The following is a 22,128-nucleotide window of genomic DNA, read 5'->3' on the forward strand; positions in this document are numbered from 1 at the left end:
AGGACACCACCCGTAAGGAGCATTCAATGCCTACCCAGAACGCAACCCTTCAGGGCCACTCGCTCATCGCCGGCCAGGCCACGCCCGGAAACGGCAGGACCGTCAACGGCTTCGACCCCTCCACCAATGAAACGCTGGAGCCCACCTATTCGCTGATCGACGAATCCCAGCTCCGGCAGGCCACCGCCGCGGCTGAAGAGGCCTTCGAATCCTTCAGCACCCTCGATCCGCAGACCCACGCAGCGTTCCTCGACGGCATCGCCGACCGGATCGAAGCCGCCGGAGACGAGGTCGTTGCCCGCGCCATGCTTGAGACCGGCCTGCCTGAAGCGCGCCTCCGCGGAGAGCTGGCCCGCACCACCGGCCAGCTGCGGCTTTTCTCAACAGTGGTCCGCCAGGGCGATCACCGGGGTGTCCGCATCGACCCGGCGCAGCCCGAGCGCACGCCTCTGCCCCGTGCGGACATCCGCCAGCGCAAGGTGCCCCTGGGCCCCGTCGCGGTCTTCGGGGCGAGCAACTTCCCCCTCGCTTTCTCCACTGCGGGCGGCGATACCGCCTCCGCTTTGGCTGCCGGCTGCCCGGTGGTCTTCAAGGCGCACAACGCGCACCCCGGCACCAGTGAGCTGGTGGGCCGTGCCATCACGGAGGCAGTGAACGACGCCGGCCTCCACCCGGGCGTCTTCTCCCTCATCTACGGACCCGGTGCCAGTATCGGCCAGGCCCTCGTGTCCGATCCCGCCATCCAGGCGGTGGGCTTCACCGGCTCCCGCTCCGCCGGCACGGCGCTCATGACCACCGCGGCGGCGCGGCCGCAGCCCATTCCGGTATACGCGGAAATGAGCTCGATCAACCCGGTCATCTTCTTCGAAGGTGCGCTGCAGGGTGACCTCGACGGGCTCGCCACGGCGTACATCACCTCCGTGACCGGGTCCAGCGGCCAGCTGTGCACCTCACCCGGCCTGGTCTTCGTGCCGACAGGCGGGGCCGGTGACAACTTCCTTGCCGCCGTGAGCCGCGCGCTCGCACCCTCCGCCGGGCAGACCATGCTCACCCGCGGAATCGCCGACTCCTGGAACACGGGCGTTGAAGCCCTCGGCTCCCAGGACGGGGTGGAGCTCGTCGCCCGGGGGTCCGACGGACCCACCGAGAACGCTCCCGCACCTGCCGTCTTCGGCACCGAGGCGGCCACCTTCCTGAACAACCCCGTCCTGCACGAGGAGATCTTCGGAGCAGCCTCCCTTGTGGTCCGCTACTCCTCCACGGAGGAACTGGTCGCGGCCGCGCAGCGTCTCGAAGGCCAGCTGACGGCCACCCTGCACCTCACCGAGTCCGACTACGGAACAGCGGCCGGGGTTCTGCCCGTCCTGGAGCGCAAGGTCGGCCGCATTCTCGCGAACGGCTGGCCGACCGGCGTCGAAGTGGGCCACGCCATGGTCCACGGCGGACCGTTCCCTGCCACCTCGGACACCAGGACCACCTCCGTGGGCACCCTTGCGATCGAGCGGTTCCTGCGGCCCGTCGCCTACCAGAACATTCCGGAAGCGCTGCGGCCTGCAGCCATCCAGGACGCGAACCCGTGGAAGCTCAACCGCCGGATCGACGGCACAGTGGTTCCCGCCGGGGAGAACCAGTGACCACGCAGCCCACCGTTGCCGGGGTAGAGGTTGTTCCCGTTGCCGGACACGACTCGATGCTCCTCAACCTTTCCGGAGCGCACGGGCCGTTCTTCACCCGCAATATCGCGATCATCAGGGACTCCGACGGCCGGACCGGACTCGGCGAGGTCCCGGGCGGTGAAGCGATCCGCTCCACCATCGAGGAAGCCGGTCGGATCCTCAGCGGCAAGCCGGTGGCACAGTTCCGCAGCCTCCTGCGGTCCGTCGCTGCTACTTTCGCGGACCGCGATGCGGGTGGGCGGGGGCTCCAGACCTTCGACCTCCGGACCACGGTCCACGCCGTGACCGCCATCGAGTCTGCCCTGCTGGACCTGCACGGCCAGTTCCTCGGGATTCCGGTTGCCGAGTTGCTCGGCGACGGGCAGCAGCGGGACGCCGTGCCGATGCTGGGCTACCTGTTCTATGTGGGCAATCCGGACTCCACCGACCTGCCCTACCTGCGCGAGCAGGGTTCCGCGGACGAGTGGGACCGTGTCCGGCGGGAGGAAGCCATGACGCCCGCCGCCGTCGTCCGCCTTGCCGAAGCGGCACAGGCACGTTACGGCTTTGCGGACTTCAAGCTCAAGGGCGGAGTCCATGCCGGCGATGATGAGGTGGACGCCGTCGTCGCGCTCAAGGAGCGCTTCCCGGACGCGCGCATCACCCTCGACCCCAACGGCGGTTGGCTGCTTGCGGACGCCATCCGGCTGGGGAAGCGCATGCAGGACGTGGTGGCGTACGCGGAGGATCCGTGCGGCGCCGAGGGACGGTTCTCCGGCCGTGAGGTCATGGCGGAGTTCCGCCGGGCCACAGGGCTGAGGACGGCAACGAACATGATCGCGACGGACTGGCGCGAGATGGCCCACGCCGTCCGCGTGAACGCCGTGGACATTCCGCTGGCCGATCCGCACTTCTGGACCATGGCGGGTTCGGTGCGCGTGGCACAGCTGTGCCACGAGTTCGGGCTGACCTGGGGATCGCACTCGAACAACCATTTCGACATCTCCCTGGCCATGTTCACGCATGTGGGTGCTGCGGCTCCGGGGGAGATCACGGCACTGGACACGCACTGGATCTGGCAGGACGGCCAGGGCCTCACCGTCGACCCGCTGCAGATCCGGGGCGGAGAGATTCGGGTTCCGGATGCGCCGGGCCTGGGGATCGAACTGGACCGCACCCGGCTGGAGGAAGCGCACGCCCTCTACCTGGAGCACGGGCTGGGCGCGCGGGACGATGCCACGTCCATGCAGTACCTGATTCCGGAGTGGTCCTTCGACCCGAAGCGGCCCTGCCTGGTCAGGTAACCCGCAGCCTGTAGGAACTCAAGAGATGATCAGGAGGCTTCGTGGAGGGGGTTCTCCTCGGGTTCGGCGTGGTGCTGGTGCTGGTGGGCGTAGGCGTTCTCGCCTCGATCCTCCTCCCCACCCGGACGGGGGCCATGCAGGAGGGCCTCACGCCGGTGATCTACTACATCACCAACCCGGCCCTCATGTTCATCCTGCTCGCGGAGACCGAGCTCGCTGAAGTCCTGGGCGTCTACACGCCGATCGCGCTGGTTGCCGCCGCCGCAACCAGCGCGGTCTACGCGTTGCTCAGCCGCTTTGCACTCAGGCGGCCGGGCGCGCAGACGGCGGTGGGCGCCATGGCCTCCTGCTACGTCAATGCCGGCAACATCGGCATCCCGATCGCCCTGTACGCCGTGGGAAGTTCCGCGCCGGTGGTCTCGGTGCTTCTGGCCCAACTGCTGGTCATCGCGCCGGTTTTCCTCACCATTTTCGCCTGGTACGGCAGGAAAGCGACGACGACGGCGGCCGCACCCTCCGCCGGCGCTCCACCGACGCTGGCACGGACGGTGCTGCGGTCCGTCGCCAATCCCGTCACCACCGGAACTGCGGCCGGAGCCCTGTTTGCCGCGACCTCGCTGACGCTGCCGGCGATTCTCTGGACGCCGCTGGAGATGCTGGGCCAGGCTTCGATTCCGCTCCTGCTGGTGATGTTCGGTATGAGCCTTCGCGGGCAGAAGCCGCTGGCGCAGCGCAGCCTGCGCGCTGACGTCGTGCTGGGAAGCGTGGTGAAGCTGGCGCTGATGCCGGTCATCGCCTGGGCCGTCGCGTACTATCTTTTCCGCGTTGAGGGGACGGCGCTGCTGGGCGTGGTGGCCATGGCTGCGCTGCCCACCGCGCAGAACGTGTTTCTGTTCTCGGCGCAGTTCGGGCTGCGGGTGACGCTGGTCCGCGACATCATCCTGGTGAGTTCGCTGCTGGCGCTGCCGGCATCGCTGTTGGTGGCGCTGCTGCTCGGGTGAGGGTTGTCAGGTCATCCGATGATGGGACGCTCTTCCGGGAGTCTGTAGAGAATCGGCCGGGAGATCAGCGCCAGTGCGGATGCAACAGTAATGGTGCCGATCCTGCCGATGAACATCAGCGCCATGAGGACGAGCTCGGCGTTCGCCGGCAGCTCGTAGGTGATGCCCGTGCTGAGCCCTACCGTCCCGAAGGCTGAGACTGCCTCGAAGAGCGCCTGCTCCAGCCCGTAGTCGGTGAAGACCAGCAGGAGGACCGTTCCGATCATCACCGCTGCGATTCCCAACAGTGCGACGGACAGCGCCTGGCGCTGCACCGGAGAACTGACCGAGCGGTGCCCGATGGTGACCTGCTCACGCCCGCGGACTTCGTTCCAGATAGCGAAGGCAAGGACGAGGAAGGTGGTGATCTTGATACCGCCAGCCGTTCCGGCGCTGCCGCCTCCGATGAACATGAGAATGTTGGTGATGAGCAGTGTCTCCGGCGCAGCGTCACCGTAGTTAATGCTGTTGAATCCGGCGGTACGCGGGAAGACGCCGCCCGCAATGGCGGCGAGGAGCCTCCCTCCGGTGGATAGCGGACCAAGTGTTTCCGCCCGGTCCCATTCGAACCAGGCAAAGAGTCCGGTTCCAAGGGCGAGGAGGATGAGGGTTCCGTAGACGGTGAGGCGGACGTGCACGGTCCAGCCCTTGTGCACGGTGCGGCCGCGCAGCAGTTCGATGATCACCGGGAATCCGATGCCGCCGGCAATGACGGCTGCACAGATGGGGAGGATGATCCAGGGGTCATCGACGAAGGGAATCAGGTTGTCGCTGAAGAGTGAGAAGCCCGCATTGTTGAACGCGGAAATGGCATGGAAGATGCCGTGCCAGGCTGCCGTGGCCAGACCGTCGTCGTAAGCGATCCAGAACCGTGCAGTCAGCAGGACCGCGGTCGCCGCTTCACAGGCCAGCATGATTTTGGCTACGCGGAGCAGGACACCCCGTACGTCCCCCAGGTTCAGGGTGTGGCTTTCGGACTGCGCTATGAGTTGTGAGCGCAGCCCCAGGCTCTTGCGAACCAGCAGTGCCAGGAGGGTTGCGAGGGTCATGATGCCGAAGCCGCCGACCTGGATCAGCGCCAGGATCACCGTCTGGCCGAACGGCGTCCAGAACGTTGCTGTATCCACTGTGATCAGGCCGGTGACACATACGGCTGACACGGCGGTAAACAGCGCGGGCATCACTACCTCGTCGCTGCCCGGGGTACGCGATAGTGGGAGCATGAGCAGGCCGGCGCCCACCAGGATCGCTGCCAGGAAAGCCAGCGGTACCAGCCGCACGGGGCTGATCTCCTCGAGCTTTATCCGCTTCCTGAGCTTGATAGCAGCCACGGCTGCAGACCCCATCACTCCCGAGCACCCGTGCTCACCACGGCTTCCTGGGACTCACGCTATGGCCCGCGTGGCTGCTCGAAGGCCGGTCTTAACGCATTCTTTACGGCCCGGTTTGGAGCACTTCAGGGCTCAAACCGGTATCCCATTCCGCTCTCCGTAATGAAGTAGCGCGGCCTGGTGGGGTCCGGCTCAAGCTTGCGCCGCAACTGGTTGAGGTAGACGCGCAGATACTGGACTTCCTTGGCATAGGCGGGCCCCCATACCTCCAGCAGCAGCTTTTGCTGGCCCACGAGCCGGCCCGGGTTCCGCACCAGCAATTCCACGATCTTCCACTCGGTGGGGGTCAGCCGTACCAACTCGCCGCGGACCTCCGCCTTGCGGACCGCGATGTCGAGGCGGAAGTGCTCCGAAGTGACCACCGGCGTTTCCGGCGCCGGGATTGCACGCCGTTCAGCCGCCCGAAGTCGGGCAAGGAGCTCTTCGAGACCGAACGGCTTGGTCACGTAGTCATCGGCACCGGCGTCGAGCGCTTCGACCTTGTCTTCCGGGCCATGCCGGGCGGAGAGCACGATGATCGGAACCTGGCTCCAGGTGCGCAGGCCGGCGATGACCTGAACCCCGTCCATGTCCGGAAGTCCCAGGTCAAGGACCACCAGGTCGGGCCGGTGTTCGTAGGCTGCGGCGAGCGCGGACGCACCGTCCGTGGCCGTCACCGGCCGGTAACCGTGGGTGCGCAGGTTGATCTGGAGGGCGCGCAGCAACTGGGGTTCGTCGTCGACAATCAGGACCGTAATCACTGGCTCACACCGGTGGAGAGCGGCAGCCGGATCACGAGGGTCAGCCCGCCTCCGGGCGTGGGTTCCGCCAGCAGTTCACCGCCCATCACCTCGGTGAAACCGCGGGCAACGGCAAGCCCCAACCCCACACCGGTGGCGGTGTCCGCGTCGCCGAGCCGCTGGAACGGCTGGAACATGCGCACAATGCCTTGCCTGTCGACGCCGCTGCCATGGTCGCGGACGCGCAGCTCGCTCGCTGGGAAGTCGCCGACAGTGCCGGAGACGGCGGCTGAAATAACGACGTCGGCCTCTCCGGCGTATTTCTGGGCGTTTTCGGCGACGTTCGCGATCACCCGTTCAAGCATGCCGAAGTCAGCCTGCACGGCGGGGGAATTGGGTGCCAGCAGGATCCGCACGCGGTCGGCGTGGGAGTTTTGGAGGGCGGCGGCTACAACATCGGCCCAATGCACCGGGCCGAGGTGCGGGGTGACCGCATCGCCGGTCAGCCTGGACATGTCCAGGAGGTTATCGATCAGTGAGGCGAGCCGGTCGGACGAGGTTTCGATGGTGCCGAGCAATTCGGCTTCCTCCTCCTCAGTGAATTCGATGCCCTGCTGTCGCAGGCTCGTGACGGCGAGCTTGATGGCGGCGAGCGGGGTGCGCAGGTCGTGCGAAACCGCCCGCAGGATGGCGGTTCGCATGACGTTCCCCTCCGCCAGCCGACGGTTCTCCTCCGTGCTCGCGATCAGCTGCTCACGCTGTCTCAGCGCCGCCAGCTGCGATCCGAACGCATCCAGCAGCCGCTGTTCCCGGGCAGACAGGGAGCGGCCGTACAGCACCAGCCGCAGGCCGCCGGGCACATCGGTGCCGGCGTCACCCTCGCCCGGGCCGCGGCCCTCCGGTGAAGGCGCGCCTTCGGACGAACCCGTCTGTTCGCCGTCCAGCGCGAGCAGCCGCCAGGGATCGTCCGCTGCCGACCGGGCGCCGTCGTCGTCCATGTCGGGGCGGGCAAACAAAGCTGCTCCGCGCATTCCGAAGTGGTTGCGTACATGGTGGAGGAAGCCATGGAGCGTGTCTTCGGCCGCGAGCACCCCTCGGGCGAGCTCACCCAGGGTGGCGGCGTCCGCTGAAGCGTTGGCGGCTTCCCTGGACCGACGGGCGGCGAGGCCAACCACCAGGGAGACCGATACAGCGACTGCCACGAAGATCACGAGGGTGAGGATGTCCTCGGCGTCGGCGATCTCCAGTGAGCCGAACGGTTCGGTGGAGTAGTAGTTGAGGATGAGGCTGCTCCAGAGAGCACCGAGCAGGGCCGGCCACAGTCCGCCGACGAGAGCTACCGCCACAACACCGGCGAGTTGGAGGAGGACGTCGGCAGCGAGGAAGTCGCTCCCCGCAAGGAACATGCCCCACTCCAGAAGGGGCGGAAGGGCGAGCGCCAGGGCAAAGCCCGCGAAGGTACGCGCACGGCCGAGCTCGGGTGCCGCTAATCGTGCCATGCGGGAATTGTCGCAGGTTGCGGGGGCTCCACACGCATTCGCACGGCCAGGCCCGGTCTTCCTGCCACAGGGAGCCGATGTGGGACAGACTGGTGCCATGGCACATTCTGAAGAGATCACCACCCGGCACTCCACTGTGGAGGAGTGGACCCGCGCCCTCGCAGAGTCCGTCGGCTCGCCCGGCGGCGGCGCAGGAGCCGGCGTGATGCTCGCGATTGCGGCCTCGCTGACCTCGATGGTGGCCGGTTACACGGAGGCCGACGGCGATCAGCAGGACCACCTCCAGGAGCTGCTCGCCCGTGCACAGGACCTCCGGAAAAGCGCGCTGCAGTTAGCCGATGATGACGCCTCGGCGTCCCGCGCGTTCGGGGCGGCGTTCCGACTGGAAGCCGGCAGCGAGCGGGACGCTGCGATACGCGAGGCTTCGCTGGGTGCTGCACGGTCCTCTGCCACTCTTGGCGACCGGGCAATCGACGCGATTGAGGACCTGCGCTGGCTCGCTGAAAACGGGAACCGCGCCTTGATCGCCGACGTCGTGGTCGCCTTCGGTGCGCTGCGGGCAGCCGTAACGGGTGCCCGGACGAACGTCAGCTTCGATCTGGCCACCCTGCGGTCCGCCGGGCTCACCCTGGAGGAAATCCGGGAGCAGCAGCCCGCCCTGTGGGCCACCGTCGAACGGCTGGACGCGGGAATTGAGCGCATTGACGCGGAGGTTGCTGCCGTCGACCACCGGGCGGCGCCCACCGACGCCCTCTGAACGGCACGCAGTCCGTCCGTCCCTGCATCCAGTACGGTTTGACATGTGACCGTTAACAGCGAGCCGACGCCGCAGTCCGCCCCGCAACCTGCCCCGCGCGTCCGTTCCGCCAACATCCGTGACGTCGCGAAGATGGCCGGTGTTTCGCACCAGACGGTCTCCCGCGTCATCAACGGACACCCAAGCCTGCGTGAGGGCACGCGCCAGCGGGTGCTCGACGCCATGGAGGCACTGCAGTTCCGGCCCAACCGCGCAGCCCGTTCCCTGGTGACCAGCCGCTCCCACATGATCGGCGTCCTGGTGACTGACGGCACCTACTTTGGGCCGGCCTCCACCCGGGCAGCCATCGAATCAGCGGCCGCTGCCGCCGGATACCTGGTGGATACCGCTACGCTGACATCCCTCGACGAGGCCGCATTCAAGGAGGCCCTGGAGCGGCTGATCGATCATGCGGTCGAGGGCCTGATCATCCTCGCACCGCAGGAAACCACTCTCCGGCAGCTGCGGCATCTCTCGGTCAAGCTCCCCATGGTGACGGTCCACTCCACCTCACCGGCAGACGATCACGGCCTTTCCGTGGACCAGGTTGCCGGTGCCCGGCTTGCGACGCGGCACCTGCTGGACCTTGGGCACCGGAACATAGCCCACGTGGCCGGCCCGGACGGGTGGGTGGAATCCAAGGAGCGGGTCCGCGGCTTCCGCACCGAGCTGGCGGCCTGGGGCGTGGATGCCTTCCGCATTGCCACCGGTGACTGGACCTCGGACAGCGGCTTCCGCATCGGGGAGGAATTGTTCGCCTCGAACGCTCCCACCGCGGTGTTCTCCGCCAATGACCAGATGGCGCTGGGGCTGATGCACGCCTGCCGCGAACGTGGCCTGCGGATTCCCGAGGACGTCAGCCTCGTCGGATTCGATGACATCCCCGATGCCGCCCACTTCGCGCCGCCGCTCACCACCGTGCGGCAGGATTTCACGGAACTCGGTCGGCGGTGCGTGGCTCACCTGCTCGCCCAGCTGGAGGTGCCGGTCGGGGACGCCCCCCGCACGGTGGTGCCCGAGCTCATAGTCCGGCAGTCAACCGCGGCGCACAGGTAGGGCGCCGCTCCACTCCGCACGGTGCGGATGGACCGGAATCACTCCACGGGCAGGGCTCTGATCGCGGCGCGTTCCACCTGAAGGCCCTCGTGATAACGGTCGAGGTAGTCCGCGAAGCCCGCGACGTCGGCCGCGTCCGGTTCCGTTGTTTCGAATTCCGTTCCGGCGAATACCTGCTTACGCAGGTAAGCGTCCAGGTCGAGTTCGTTGCCGGCGGCGTTGGCCGAGGCGTAGGAAGCCAGCACCGCCATACCCCAGGGGCCGCCTTCGGAGGCTGTCGCCGCCACGGAGACCGGTGCGGCGAGAGCCCCGGAGAGGAAGCGCTGCGCCACCCCTGCGGTGCGGAACATGCCTCCGTGCGCAAACATCCGATCCAGCTCGACACCCTCCCCGCTGAGCACGCGCATACCCAGTGCCAGCGTGCCGAATACCCCATACAGTTGGGCGCGCATGAAGTTGGCCAGCGTGAATTCGCTGTCCGGAGTCCGAAGGAACAGCGGCCGGCCCTCGGTGATTTCGGCGATCGGCTCACCGGCGAGGTGGTTGTAGGCGAGCAGCCCGCCGGCGTTGGGGGCGCCGTCGAGCGCTTCACTGAAGAGAGTGGTGAAGACATCATCCGAATTCAGGAGGGCACCGGATGCTGACACGGCTCCGGACGCGGCCGCGAAGCGGGAGAAGAGCCCCACCCACGCTGCGAGTTCGCTGGCACCGTTGTTGCAGTGCACCATGGCGACAGGGTCACCGGAAGGAGTTGTGACCAGATCCAGCTCGTGGTGCACCCGCTCGAGCGGCCGCTCGAGCACCACCATCGCGAAGATGCTCGTGCCGGCGCTCACGTTGCCGGTGCGGGGGGCAACGGAACAGGTTGCCACCATCCCGGTGCCGGCATCACCTTCCGGTGGGCACAGCAGGGCTCCGGGCCGCAGGCTGCCCGAGGGGTCAAGGAGAGCGGCTCCCGCAGCGGTCAGTTCGCCTGCCGGCTGTCCAGCCGTCAACACGTCGGGCAGCAGTTCGGAGAGCTTCAGACCCGGTGCAGTTTCGGCTGTCAGGGTGTCATAGCGGGCGAGCAGTCCGGCGTCGTAATTCCCGGTACGGAAGTCGATAGGGAACATCCCTGACGCATCGCCAACGCCAAGGACCTTGCGCCCGGTCAGTTCCCGATGCACGTAGCCGGCGAGGGTTGTGATGGAGCGAACCTGCGATACGTGCGGTTCACCGTCCCGCACGGCCTGGTGCAGGTGTGCAATCGACCAGCGCAGCGGGATATTGACTCCGAAAAGTTCGGTGAGCTCCGCCGCAGCCGGCCCGGTGTTGGTATTGCGCCAGGTGCGGAAGGGAACGAGCAGTTCGCCGCCGTCGTCGAAGGCAAGGTAACCATGCATCATCGCTGAGACGCCTATCGCTCCCAGACTCTCCAGCCGCGTGCCGTACCGGCGTTCGACGTCGGCGCCCAGGTCCGCGTAGGCGGCCTGAATGCCCGCCCAGACGTCTTCGAGGGAGTAGGTCCACAGGCGGTCGACGAGTTGGTTCTCCCAGTCATGGCTGCCTACGGCCAGCACCGTCGAGGGATCCTCACCGATCAGGCACGCCTTGATGCGGGTGGACCCGAGTTCGATTCCGAGGCTGGTGCGGCCTTCGGCGATAACGTCTCTGGCGTCGGTCATGAAGAGAGTCTCCTTGGCTTGGGGGTCACGGCGGCTGTTTTTCCTGACCGATTCCATTGATTTGAGGTGTCCCGGTCCTGGAGTGCTTGACATCAAACGTGACCTCCAGCATATAGTGTGAACGGTCACATCCGGTAGGTCCGGTGCAAAATTCACAACCAACACCAGCTTCCGCTGCAGCACACGGGAAGCCAGGATGCGGCATTTCAGGAATTCGGCGGCCGCCAACGAGAAAGCGGGTCAAACCCATGACTAGCACCACCAGGTCCTTTTCAGACCGTGAACTGGACGGCATCAATGCCGTACGCCGCGATGTAGCCGCGCTGCATGCCGAGCTGGTCCGCTACAACCTGGTGGTGTGGACCGGCGGGAACGTCTCGGGACGCGTGCCGGGCCAGGACCTGTTCGTGATCAAACCCAGCGGCGTGGACTATGACGAGCTGACTCCCGAAAACCAGATCCTCTGCGACCTGGACGGGAACGTTCTCGAAGGTACGCCCGGTTCCGAGCGCTCGCCCTCGAGCGACACCGCCGCGCACGCCTACGTCTACCGCAACATGCCGCGTGTCGGGGGAGTAGTCCACACGCACTCCACCTACGCGACGGCGTGGGCCGCACGCGGGGAATCCATTCCCTGCGTGATCACCGCCATGGCGGATGAGTTCGGCGGCGAGATCCCGGTGGGCCCGTTCGCGATCATCGGTGATGACTCGATCGGCCGCGGCATCGTCGAGACCCTCACCGGCCATCGCTCGCGGGCGGTCCTCATGCAGAACCACGGACCGTTCACCATCGGCAAGGACGCGCGCGACGCCGTCAAGGCCGCCGTCATGCTCGAGGACGTGGCCCGCACCATCCACATCTCCCGCCAGCTCGGTGACCCGCTGCCTATTGAGCAGCGCCACATCGAATCACTCTTTGACCGCTATCAGAACGTGTACGGGCAGCCGACGCCCGTCAGAACCGGAGCCGCACAGTGACCGCCCTCAACAACTCCCTGGACGAATACGAGATCTGGTTCCTCACCGGAAGCCAGGACCTCTACGGCGAGGAAACCCTCCGCCAGGTGGCCGAACAGTCCCAGCAGATCGTCAAGCTGATCGACTCCTCCGATGTGCCGGTCAAGGTGGTCTGGAAGCCCACCCTGAAGGACTCCGCTTCCATCCGCCGCATGGCACTGGAGGCAAACGCCAGCGACAGGACCATCGGGGTCATCGCCTGGATGCACACCTTCAGTCCCGCCAAGATGTGGATCGCCGGCCTGGACACCCTGCGCAAGCCGCTGCTGCACCTGCACACGCAGATCAATGTGGAACTGCCGTGGGCGGACATCGATTTCGACTTCATGAACCTCAATCAGGCTGCCCACGGCGACCGCGAGTTCGGGTACATCCAGACCCGGCTCTCGGTGGCACGGAAGACCGTCGTCGGGCATGTTTCCAACCCCGCTGTCACCGCGCAGATCGCCACCTGGTCCCGCGCCGCCGCCGGCTGGGCGGCTGTGCACGAGCTCAAGGTGGCCCGCTTCGGTGACAACATGCGCAACGTCGCCGTCACCGAGGGTGACAAGACGGAAGCGGAGCTGCGCTTCGGGGTCTCCATCAACACCTGGGGCGTCAACGAACTCGTCGAGGTGGTCGAGGCGCAGTCCGAGGCGGACATCGACGCGCTCGTCGAAGAGTACGAGGCAACGTACGACGTCGTTCCCGAACTCCGGAGCGGAGGTGACCGTCACGAGTCCCTCCGCTACGGTGCGCGGCAGGAACTCGCGCTGCTGTCCTTCCTGGAGGGCGGCTCCTTCGGCGCCTTCACGACGACGTTCGAGGACCTTGGTGGGCTGCGCCAGCTTCCCGGGCTCGCGGTCCAGCGCCTGATGGCGGCGGGCTACGGGTTCGGCGCGGAGGGTGACTGGAAGACCGCCGTCCTGGTCCGGGCTGCCAAGGTGATGGGTGCCGGGCTGCCCGGCGGCGCGTCGCTGATGGAGGACTACACCTACCACCTGGTGCCCGGGGAGGAGAAGATCCTGGGCGCGCACATGCTCGAGATCTGCCCGACGCTCACCACGTCAAAGCCGACCCTTGAGGTGCATCCGCTGGGGATCGGCGGCAAGGAGGACCCCGTCCGGCTGGTGTTCGACACGGACTCCGGGGATGCCGTCGTCGTCGCCATGTCCGACATGCGCGACCGTTTCCGCCTCACGGCCAACGCCGTCGAAGTGGTTCCGCCGGACGCGCCGCTGCCCAACCTGCCGGTGGCCCGCGCCGTCTGGAAGCCGCAGCCGGATCTCGCGACGTCGGCCGCGGCCTGGCTCAGTGCGGGAGCTGCGCACCACACGGTGATGAGCACCGCCGTCGGGCTGGATGTGTTCGAGGACTTCGCGGACATCGCCGGTACGGAACTGCTCCGCATCGACAGCACGACGACGCTGCGTGAGTTCCAGCGCGAGCTGCGGTGGAATGCCGCGTATTACCGGCTGGCGCAAAAGCTCTAGCCGTCGTAGTTCATTTGGCAGGACACGCCGCTTATCCTCACGAATGAGGGGTGTGTCCTGCCAACTCACGGGACTGCGTTTTCCCGAGCATTACAGACCCATAACGATCGTAGCGACTCCCGTTCCCAGGCTGCGTTGTAGGTCTAAGGTAGCGGGATGTGACCGATCACATCACTTTCGAGTGGCGGCGGCCTTCGTCGCTGCCGGTACACGGAACTTCCGGGCACTGGTGCCCGGCAGGAAAGGAATGACATGAAGAAGAACATGCTTATGGGCGTGGCCGCCGCTAGCGCGCTGGTACTGTCCCTCTCAGCCTGCGGCGGCAGCCGCGGTGGCGGCGGTGGCGAGGCCGCTGAGGAGGGATCCAACGAAGGCGCCCGGATCGGCGTGGCCATGCCGACGCAGCAGTCGGAGCGGTGGATTGCGGACGGTGAGAACGTTCAGGCGCAGCTCGAGGAGCTCGGCTACGAGGTGGACCTCCAGTTCGCAAACGATGACATTCCCACCCAGATCTCCCAGATCGAGAACATGATCAACGGTGGGGCCGAGGCCCTGGTCATCGCCTCGATCGACGGCACCACGCTCACCAGTGTTCTGGAAACGGCCGAATCGCAGGACATCCCCGTCATCGCCTACGACCGCCTGATCAACGGATCAGACACCGTTGACTACTACACCACCTTCGACAACTACCAGGTAGGCGTTCAGCAGGCCACATCGCTGCTGACCGGCCTCGGTGTGCTCGACGAGAACGGCGAGGAGACCGGTGAGGAGGGCCCGTTCAACGTGGAGCTCTTCGCCGGCAGCCCGGACGACAACAACGCGACCTTCTTCTGGGAGGGCGCGATGGACACACTGCAGCCGTACCTGGACAGCGGAGTGCTGAACGTTCCCAGCGGCCAGACCGAGTTTGACCAAGCTGCCATCCTCCGCTGGCTCCCGGCCACGGCCCAGGCCCGCATGGAGGACCTCATCACCGTTGGCGGCGGCGAGCGCCTCGACGGTGTGTTGTCACCCTATGACGGACTGTCCATCGGTATCATTTCGGCACTGACCTCCGGCGGCTACTCCAAGGATGAGCTTCCTGTCGTCACCGGCCAGGACGCCGAGCTCGGATCCGTGAAATCGATCATCGCCGGCGAACAGTACTCGACCATCTTCAAGGATGTCCGCAAGCTTGGGGAGCGAGCGGTGTTGATGGTGGATGCACTGATGAAGGGCGAAGAGCCTGAGGTCAACGACACCGAAACCTATGACAACGGTGAGAAGATCGTGCCGTCATACCTCCTCGAGTCGGAGATCGTCACGGCTGAGAACTACGAGGAAGTGCTCGTCGACAGCGGATATTACAACGCGGACGAACTGCAGTAGTCATTCGGAACAGGGGCGGCCGCTTTAGGTGGCCGCCCTTTTCCGGCACAGCACAGTGAAGTGAGGCAGTTATGACTCAACACATTCTTGAAATGCGTGAGATCACCAAGACCTTCCCCGGGGTCCGCGCGCTCGACGGCGTCAACCTCGAGGTCGCACGGGGCGAGGTACATGCCATCTGCGGTGAAAACGGTGCAGGCAAGTCCACGCTCATGAAGGTCCTCTCGGGCGTGTATCCTCACGGGACGTATGACGGCGAAATTGTCTTCGAAGGTCAGCCTGCGTCCTTCCGGGACATCAAGGACAGCGAACGCAGCGGCATCGTCATCATCCACCAGGAACTCGCGCTTTCCCCCTATCTGTCGATTGCCGAAAACATCTTTCTCGGCAATGAGCGCGCGAGGGGCGGCTTCATCGACTGGAACACCACGAACCTCGAGGCGGCAAAGCTCCTGAACCGTGTGGGGTTACGCGTCAATCCGGTCACGCGCGCGCAGGACATCGGCGTTGGCGCCCAGCAGCTCGTGGAAATCGCAAAGGCGCTCTCCAAGGATGTGAAGCTGCTCATATTGGATGAGCCGACAGCAGCTCTCAACGATGAGGACTCGGCCCATCTGCTCTCGCTGGTGAGCGGTTTGAAGGCCGAAGGCATCACCAGCATCATCATCAGCCACAAGCTCAACGAGATTCGTGCGGTCGCCGACTCCGTCACGATCATCCGCGACGGCCGCACCATCGAAACCCTCAGTCTCCATGACGGCTCTGTTACTGAGGAACGCATCATCAAAGGAATGGTCGGGCGGGACATGGCACATCGCTACCCCGAACGCACGCCGTCCATCGGGGAGGAGGTGTTCAGGGTTGAGGACTGGACGGTCCACCATCCGCAGGAACATCATCGGGTGATCGTCGACAAGGCCCACCTCAACGTCCGTGCAGGCGAAATCGTCGGCATAGCCGGCCTCATGGGGGCCGGACGCACGGAGCTGGCGATGAGCATTTTCGGCCGCAGTTATGGGTCCGCGATCTCAGGGCGGCTGTACAAGAACGGCAAGGAAATCACCGCACGAACCGTCAGCGAGGCGATCAGGCATGGGATCGCCTACGCCACTGAAGACCGGAAGCGGTACGGACTGAACCTCATTGAGGACATCAAGCGGAATGTCTCCGGTTCGGCGCTTGGCAAGCTCGCACGGTTCGGCTGGGTCGACGGGCATCGGGAAACGGTCGTCGCCAATGACTACCGCAAATCCATGAACATCAAAGCGCCGTCGGTTTCTGCTGTGACCGGCAAGCTTTCGGGCGGTAACCAGCAAAAAGTGGTGCTGTCCAAGTGGATGTTCGCTGATCCCGACATCCTGATTCTCGATGAGCCCACGCGCGGCATAGACGTCGGCGCCAAGTACGAGATTTACACCATCATCAATCGCCTCGCTGCCGAGGGTAAGGCGATTATCGTCATCTCCTCTGAACTGCCTGAGCTGCTCGGTATCTGCGACCGTATCTACACCCTCGCGGAAGGCGTCATCACCGCGGAAGTGCCCATCGCGGACGCCACCCCCGAATACCTCATGCAACACATGACCAAGGAAAAGGACTAACTCCATGGCAACAACCGTCAAGGAAGCCGAAGCAACGCCGCCACGTCCTACCGTCAAGCACGGACTCGCTTTCCTGACCAGCCGGCTGCGCCAGATCGGTATCTTCGTAGCGCTCCTGGTCATCGTGACCCTGTTCCAGGTTCTGACCGGCGGGCAGCTGCTGCAGGCAGACAACGTCTCGAACATCATTGTTCAGAACAGCTACATCCTGCTGCTGGCCATCGGCATGGTGATGATTATTATCGCCGGCCATATCGACCTGTCCGTCGGCTCGGTGGCCGCCTTCGTCGGTGCGATGTCGGGAGTAATGATCCAGGACTGGGGCTTCCCCTGGTGGCTGACACTCTTCCTGTCACTCGTCATCGGCGCCCTCGTCGGGGCCTGGCAGGGTTTCTGGGTGGCTTACGTGGGGATCCCGGCCTTCATTGTGACGCTGGCGGGCATGCTCCTGTTCCGCGGCCTTGCTCAGATCACGCTCGATAACCAGCGTATCTCCGGGTTCCCGAGTGAATACCGTCAGCTGGGCGGCGGTTTCCTCTTCCCGGGACTGTTCCCGCCGGACACGAATATCCTCGACTGGACAACGGTGGGCCTCGGGCTCATCTCCGCGGCGCTGCTGATCTTCAGTCAGCTGCGTAACCGTGCAGCCCGCAAAAAGCTCAACCTCGAGGACGAGCCTTCTGCCTGGTTCTACACCAAGCTCACCTTCGGCATCGTTATCATTCTCGGACTCACCTATCTGCTGGCTTCCTCCCGGAGCGGTACGCCCATTGTGCTTGTGGTGCTGGGTATCCTCGTCGTCGCGTACAGCGCGGTCATGAACAACTCAGTCTTCGGTCGTCATATTTACGCCCGCGGTGGGAACCTGCAGGCCGCACAGCTGTCGGGTGTGAAAACGCGGCACATCGACTTCTGGCTTTTCGTAAACATGGGCGTACTGGCTGCACTGGCGGGATTGGTCTTCACCGGACGGTTGAATTCGGCAGGACCGGGCGCCGGTACCCTCTTCGAGCTTGATGCCATCGCCGCAGCCTTCATCGGTGGGGCCGCCGTCACCGGCGGCGTGGGCACAGTGGTCGGGGCCATCACCGGTGGACTCATCATGGGCGTCCTGAACAACGGCATGTCCCTGCTTGGCGTCGGCATCGACTACCAGCAGTTCATCAAGGGCATAGTGCTGCTGCTGGCTGTCGCCTTTGACGTCTTCAACAAGCGCAAAGCGTCCAACGCGCTGAAATAGGCTGAAGTTCATTTGGCAGGACACGCCGCTTATCCCCACGGATTAGGGGTGTGTCCTGCCAACTCACGGGTAGGAGAAGATCGATGACGAACGACGTCGGCACCAACTGGGCGGGCAACCTGGCCTACAGTGCCTCGACACTTCACAAGCCGACGTCGGTGGATGAGGTCCGCCGCATTGTTGCCGCATCCTCGTCCATCCGCGCGCTCGGGTCCCGGCACTCCTTCAACGACATCGCCGACGGAACAACCGAGCTGCTGTCGACGGCGGCGCTGACCGGTCCGGTGACCGTCAACCGGGAGGGCTCCACCGTGTCCGTGGGCGCCGGGATCCGCTATGGCGAACTGGCGGGGGAGCTGGAGCGGGAAGGTCTGGCACTCGCCAACCTCGCGTCATTGCCGCACATCTCGGTGGGCGGGGCCGTGGCCACGGGCACCCACGGCTCCGGCGTCCGGAACCGTTCGCTGGCGGCCGCCGTCGTCGGGCTGGAGCTGGTCACCGCCAGCGGTGAGCTGGTGAGGTTTTCCGCGGGCGATCCGGACTTTGACGGAGCAGTGGTCAACCTCGGGGCGCTGGGGATCGTCACGAGGCTGGAGCTTGAGGTGGAACCGGCATTTGAGGTGGAGCAGACCGTCTTCGAAAAGCTTCCGCTGGAGAACCTGCTTCGGGATTTCGACGGCGTCACCGGTGCCGCATACAGCGTCAGCGTTTTCACCACCTGGCGGGATCCCGACGTCGCCGATGCCGTTTGGGTGAAGCGCAGGCCGGACCGTGATGCACCTCTGGAAGGAACCCTGTTCGGTGCTGTCGCGGCGGACGACGAGCGCCACCCCCTGCCCGGGCTACCGGCCATCGGCTGCACGCCTCAGCTCGGTGCGGCCGGCCCCTGGTACAACAGGCTGCCCCACTTCAAGCTCGACTTCACGCCCAGCAACGGTGTGGAACTGCAGTCGGAGTATCTCGTGCCCCGGGTGCACGCTGTCGATGCCATCCGCGCGGTGCGGGAGCTGAGCGCCGAGATCGTGCCGCTGCTTCAGGTCAACGAGATCCGCACCGTTGCGGCCGATGAGCTGTGGCTGAGTTCAAGTTACGGCACGGATGCTGTGGGTCTGCACTTCACCTGGGTGCAGGATCAGCCGGCAGTCCAGAAGCTTCTGCCGAAACTCGAGGCGGCGCTGGAGCCGTTTTCCGCCAGGCCTCACTGGGGCAAGCTGTTCAATTCCGATGCGCAGGATCTTGATCGGCTGTATCCGCGGCTGGGGGACTTCAGGTTGTTGGCCAAGCGCCTCGATCCGGACGGGGTCTTCGCCAACCCGTTCACGGACGGACTTATGGGGCGCTGATGCCTCGTGGCCCGCGGGACCGGATCCCGACCGCCACCATGCCGGCGGCCAGCAGAGCGAACAGCACGGCGGCGAGACCGGGCAGCAGCGGGAAGCCGGCTGCGGCGGCCGCTGGTGACTGGCTTCCGGCGGCAGGCGCTGCGGGGGCGTCAGACTCAGTGGGTTCCGGGGCCTGATACATCGGAGCCCAGGCATACGGCGGTAGCGCGAACGGTGCGAGTTCAGGTTCCGCAGGCTCCGCCTCCTCAGGCGTGGGCTGCTCGGGCGGGATGAACTCTGCCGGGAGCGGCAGCAAGGGGGCAGGCGGCGGAGGAAGGATCACCGGTGCGGGAGCCGGTTCAGCTTCTGGTGCCGGAGCAGCCGGTTCGGGCGCAGGCGGCGGGGGTGGAGACTTGCTCGGGGATACGGCCGGGGCCGGCGCAGGTTCGGGCTCCGGCACGGGCGCGACTTCGGGCGGCGCCGGTTGCGTCGGCGTGACGGGTTCAGTCACGGGGGGATCGACAGGGGCCGGTTCGGGTTCAGGCTCCGGCTCGGTCGGCGGCTCGTCAGGAGCCGTGGCAGGCGCCGACGGAGAGGGATCCGAGCCCCGTCCCGAGTTGTGATCGGCGCTGGCCGACGGTATCGCGGCGAACGTTGCTCCGGCGACTACAGCCGCGCCGACAGCGAACCTGTACCACAAAGAAGTGCTCTGCACTGGAATCTCCAAACCGCTGCGGAGGCGACTGGCGCTGAACAGCTGCACTGTGCCGGTGCGTCGGTTCCGCCGGATGCGAACCGCCCGACTGGTAAGTGCGCTTACCAGTTTACACAGTGGATGGACTTCTGTATCGAGTGTGAAGCCCCGCTTTCTCCTGCGCTTTCACCAACCCAGACGGGCGAGTACCCAGTGGGCGGCGTCCGAGAGCAGGAATGGGAGTAGATGCACAAAGATGGGGAACACAATGATCGCTGGAACGATGAGCACCACCGTGAGGAGGAGGTTGACGATCACGCTGAGCAACCCGGACCCGCGTGCCGGGGTGCCGCGGGTTGAGTAGGCGAAAAGGAAACCAATCAGGGCAATCATTCCCATCGGGCTGAGCAGGACCACTCCGTCGGCGACAGCTGTATCGGCGCTCCCATTGGAAGGATCTTCCTGCACGGCTGAATGGAACCGGGCGTAGCTCGCGGCAGCCAGCGCAACAACGATCACCGGCGCTGTCAGCGCGACGACCCGGCGTGCTCTCCAGGACCCGGGCAACCTGGACTGCGGTGTGTCGTTGTGCGGCAGAGGAGTGTCAGTCATCAGTATCCATTCCGTCGGGACGGAACAACACTATTCACCCGGAGTCTGGTCCGCCTGCGTTATCCACAGGTCAGGACGACGCCGGCACATCCGGATAGCGCTGCGGCGCACCGATAACGGTTAACCCGTCGAAGGCTGAGGCCCTATCGCGGAACTGAGCACCGCGGCCGTCGGCGCGTGACGGAATGGAACGGCACGGCCGCTGAAATTTGCAGCGCCGGAATCAGCGCTGCTTCCGCTGCCCGTCCCGGATCTCGCGGATGGAGAGCGCGCCGGTGACATCCTCCGCCGCGGTCCGGCCCAGCACCACCACGCGATCGGCGAGGCGGACGGCTTCCTCCATGCTGTTGGTCGCGAGGAGGACGGTGGTCGGGAGCGCGCGGTGAAGAGTCTGGAGTACGTTATGCAGCACAGTCCGGGCCGCACCCTCCACCGCTGCGAACGGGTGGTCGAGGAGCAGGACGCCCGGTCCGCCCGCAAGGGCACGGGCCAGCGCCGCCCGCCTGACAATTTCCGCCGTGACATCGGTGGGCAGCAGCTTCGCGAACCGGTGCAGGCCAGCCAGGTCGAGGAGCTCGGCGATCTTCGCCTTGCCCTCGCTGGCGCTGGAACTTTTGTTCAGGCCCAGGGCCAGGTTCGCCTGCAGGGAGTGGGCCGGCTGGAGGTCGGCGTCCCGGGGCGTCCAGGAACAGCGGTCGTCCGTGCGGCGGACCGGTTCGCCGCCGACCAGAACGGACCCCGACCGTGGATGATCGAGACCGGCAGCGGTACGCAGAAGGTGGGAGGCGCCGTCGTTCTCCTGGCCTACAAAGGCGAGGACCTCACCGGCGCGGATATCGAGGCTGACATCCCGCACACCCTCGGCGTGCAGGTTGATGAAGGAAACGGGCAGCGGGGTCGACGCGCGCTTGACCACCGTGTGGTGGGGTGGAACCGGGCTGGGACTCATCGGCTACTCCGTAGGTATCCAGGTGTCCGGGCACACGGGTGCCCGCCAGTGATCATCCCTAAACCTAGCCGGAACCACGTCAGATCCCGTCAGCACGCGACAGTTTGACGTAATGTTGCGCCGCTTCCGCCGACGCGGTGGGTGCCGAAAAGTTTTTTGAGCGGGTGCGTAACCCTTTGCGTGCCTCCGTCGATTACATCCATGTGAGGCTGCGCCGTTCCGCCCCCCATTTGAGCGGTGCAGCCCCTTCGAAGAAGACCTACCAAGGAGTTTCATTGAACATGCACGATCGCTTCAACGCCCTCAGCCTGCCCGTCAAGGGTGCTGCCCTTGCGGCTGTCATCGCCGTTGCCGGTGCCGGGGTAGCAGTTGCTGCCCCCTCCGTTGAAGGCGCTGCTGACGGTGCTGCCGACGTGAACGCAGTGGTCGCACCCGCCGACGCCGCTGTGCCCGCCGTCCCCGCGCTGCCTGCCGTTCCTGCCGTGCCCGCCGTTCCCGGCGAGGATGACCTGCCTGCCGTTCCCGCTACACCCGCGGTTCCTGCCGTCCCCGCGTCACCCGCAGCCAACGCTGAGGCTGCCGCTGAGGCAGAGGCTGAAGAGGTTGAGGCTGACGCACAGGCTGACGCCGCCGCAGACGCTGAAGTTCGCGGTTCCGGTGTAGCTGTTCCGGCCGTGCCGGCCGTGCCTGCCGTTCCCGCTGTTCCGGGTGTCGACGGCGAGCC

17 protein-coding genes and 1 pseudogene are annotated in these 22,128 nt (G+C 65.7%); 12 read left to right on the forward strand and 6 right to left on the reverse strand.

Annotation, left to right across the window (positions count from 1 at the left end):
• Positions 1-26: 26 nt before the first annotated feature.
• From X803_RS0108840 to X803_RS0108850, 3 genes are read left to right on the forward strand one after another with little or no spacing between them, the layout of a single operon-like run.
• The gene (locus X803_RS0108840) at positions 27-1,634 is read left to right on the forward strand and encodes an aldehyde dehydrogenase (NADP(+)) (RefSeq protein ID WP_026544862.1); all 1,608 of its coding nucleotides are present in this window, start codon (positions 27-29) and stop codon (positions 1,632-1,634) included.
• The gene (locus X803_RS0108845) at positions 1,631-2,959 is read left to right on the forward strand and encodes an enolase C-terminal domain-like protein (RefSeq protein WP_026544863.1); all 1,329 of its coding nucleotides are present in this window, start codon (positions 1,631-1,633) and stop codon (positions 2,957-2,959) included. Before X803_RS0108840 ends, X803_RS0108845 begins: the two co-directional genes overlap by 4 nt.
• Before the next feature lie 41 nt (positions 2,960-3,000).
• Positions 3,001-3,960 (forward strand): AEC family transporter, encoded by a 960-nt coding sequence (locus X803_RS0108850; protein WP_026544864.1) that lies wholly within the window; start codon positions 3,001-3,003, stop codon positions 3,958-3,960.
• Positions 3,961-3,971: 11 nt separating this feature from the next.
• On the opposite strand, the gene X803_RS0108855 is transcribed toward X803_RS0108850, so the two are convergent.
• From X803_RS0108855 to X803_RS18830, 3 genes are all read right to left on the reverse strand, one after another.
• Entirely contained in the window at positions 3,972-5,330 is a 1,359-nt protein-coding gene (locus tag X803_RS0108855) for a TrkH family potassium uptake protein (RefSeq protein WP_253907426.1), read from the reverse strand.
• A gap of 125 nt (positions 5,331-5,455) precedes the next feature.
• Complete coding sequence (locus X803_RS0108860; RefSeq protein WP_026544866.1) at positions 5,456-6,130, reverse strand: response regulator; 675 nt, start codon at positions 6,128-6,130, stop codon at positions 5,456-5,458.
• Positions 6,127-7,608, reverse strand: coding sequence for a sensor histidine kinase (locus tag X803_RS18830; protein ID WP_051470602.1), 1,482 nt, complete (start codon positions 7,606-7,608; stop codon positions 6,127-6,129). Before X803_RS18830 ends, X803_RS0108860 begins: the two co-directional genes overlap by 4 nt.
• Before the next feature lie 97 nt (positions 7,609-7,705).
• Between X803_RS18830 and X803_RS0108870 the strand changes: the two genes are divergently transcribed.
• Both X803_RS0108870 and X803_RS0108875 read left to right on the forward strand, forming a co-directional pair.
• A complete protein-coding gene (locus X803_RS0108870; protein WP_026544867.1) occupies positions 7,706-8,365 on the forward strand; it encodes a cyclodeaminase/cyclohydrolase family protein in 660 nt (219 codons plus the stop codon).
• A gap of 45 nt (positions 8,366-8,410) precedes the next feature.
• Positions 8,411-9,460, forward strand: coding sequence for a LacI family DNA-binding transcriptional regulator (locus tag X803_RS0108875; protein ID WP_253907427.1), 1,050 nt, complete (start codon positions 8,411-8,413; stop codon positions 9,458-9,460).
• A 38-nt stretch (positions 9,461-9,498) separates the two neighbouring features.
• On the opposite strand, the gene X803_RS0108880 is transcribed toward X803_RS0108875, so the two are convergent.
• Complete coding sequence (locus X803_RS0108880; RefSeq protein ID WP_026544869.1) at positions 9,499-11,124, reverse strand: xylulokinase; 1,626 nt, start codon at positions 11,122-11,124, stop codon at positions 9,499-9,501.
• Positions 11,125-11,372: 248 nt separating this feature from the next.
• On the opposite strand from X803_RS0108880, the gene X803_RS0108885 reads away from it, so the two are divergent.
• From X803_RS0108885 to X803_RS0108910, 6 genes are all read left to right on the forward strand, one after another.
• Entirely contained in the window at positions 11,373-12,104 is a 732-nt protein-coding gene (locus X803_RS0108885; protein ID WP_026544870.1) for an L-ribulose-5-phosphate 4-epimerase, read from the forward strand.
• Complete coding sequence (araA, locus tag X803_RS0108890) at positions 12,101-13,615, forward strand: L-arabinose isomerase (RefSeq protein ID WP_026544871.1); 1,515 nt, start codon at positions 12,101-12,103, stop codon at positions 13,613-13,615. Before X803_RS0108885 ends, araA begins: the two co-directional genes overlap by 4 nt.
• 252 nt (positions 13,616-13,867) lie before the next feature.
• Positions 13,868-14,986 (forward strand): multiple monosaccharide ABC transporter substrate-binding protein, encoded by a 1,119-nt coding sequence (gene chvE / locus X803_RS0108895; RefSeq protein ID WP_026544872.1) that lies wholly within the window; start codon positions 13,868-13,870, stop codon positions 14,984-14,986.
• 71 nt (positions 14,987-15,057) lie between these two features.
• Positions 15,058-16,587: a multiple monosaccharide ABC transporter ATP-binding protein gene (gene mmsA / locus X803_RS0108900; protein ID WP_026544873.1), complete on the forward strand. Its 1,530-nt coding sequence runs from the start codon at positions 15,058-15,060 to the stop codon at positions 16,585-16,587.
• A 4-nt stretch (positions 16,588-16,591) separates the two neighbouring features.
• On the forward strand, positions 16,592-17,827 hold the full coding sequence (gene mmsB / locus X803_RS0108905) for a multiple monosaccharide ABC transporter permease (RefSeq protein WP_051470603.1): 1,236 nt from the start codon (positions 16,592-16,594) through the stop codon (positions 17,825-17,827).
• A gap of 83 nt (positions 17,828-17,910) precedes the next feature.
• Positions 17,911-19,170, forward strand: coding sequence for an FAD-binding protein (locus X803_RS0108910; protein WP_026544875.1), 1,260 nt, complete (start codon positions 17,911-17,913; stop codon positions 19,168-19,170).
• An 859-nt stretch (positions 19,171-20,029) separates the two neighbouring features.
• Here the strand turns inward: X803_RS0108910 and X803_RS0108920 are convergent.
• Together X803_RS0108920 and X803_RS18840 are read right to left on the reverse strand one after the other, a co-directional pair.
• On the reverse strand, positions 20,030-20,455 hold the full coding sequence (locus X803_RS0108920; RefSeq protein ID WP_026544877.1) for a hypothetical protein: 426 nt from the start codon (positions 20,453-20,455) through the stop codon (positions 20,030-20,032).
• Between the two features lie 223 nt (positions 20,456-20,678).
• Positions 20,679-21,404, reverse strand: coding sequence for an ATP-binding cassette domain-containing protein (locus tag X803_RS18840; RefSeq protein WP_051470604.1), 726 nt, complete (start codon positions 21,402-21,404; stop codon positions 20,679-20,681).
• Between the two features lie 275 nt (positions 21,405-21,679).
• On the opposite strand from X803_RS18840, the pseudogene X803_RS22530 reads away from it, so the two are divergent.
• Positions 21,680-22,128, forward strand: a pseudogene (locus X803_RS22530) (hypothetical protein); the annotation flags it as partial.

Source organism: Arthrobacter sp. 35/47 (assembly GCF_000520475.1).
In the GTDB taxonomy this organism is placed as follows: Bacteria; Actinomycetota; Actinomycetes; order Actinomycetales; family Micrococcaceae; genus Arthrobacter_D; species Arthrobacter_D subterraneus.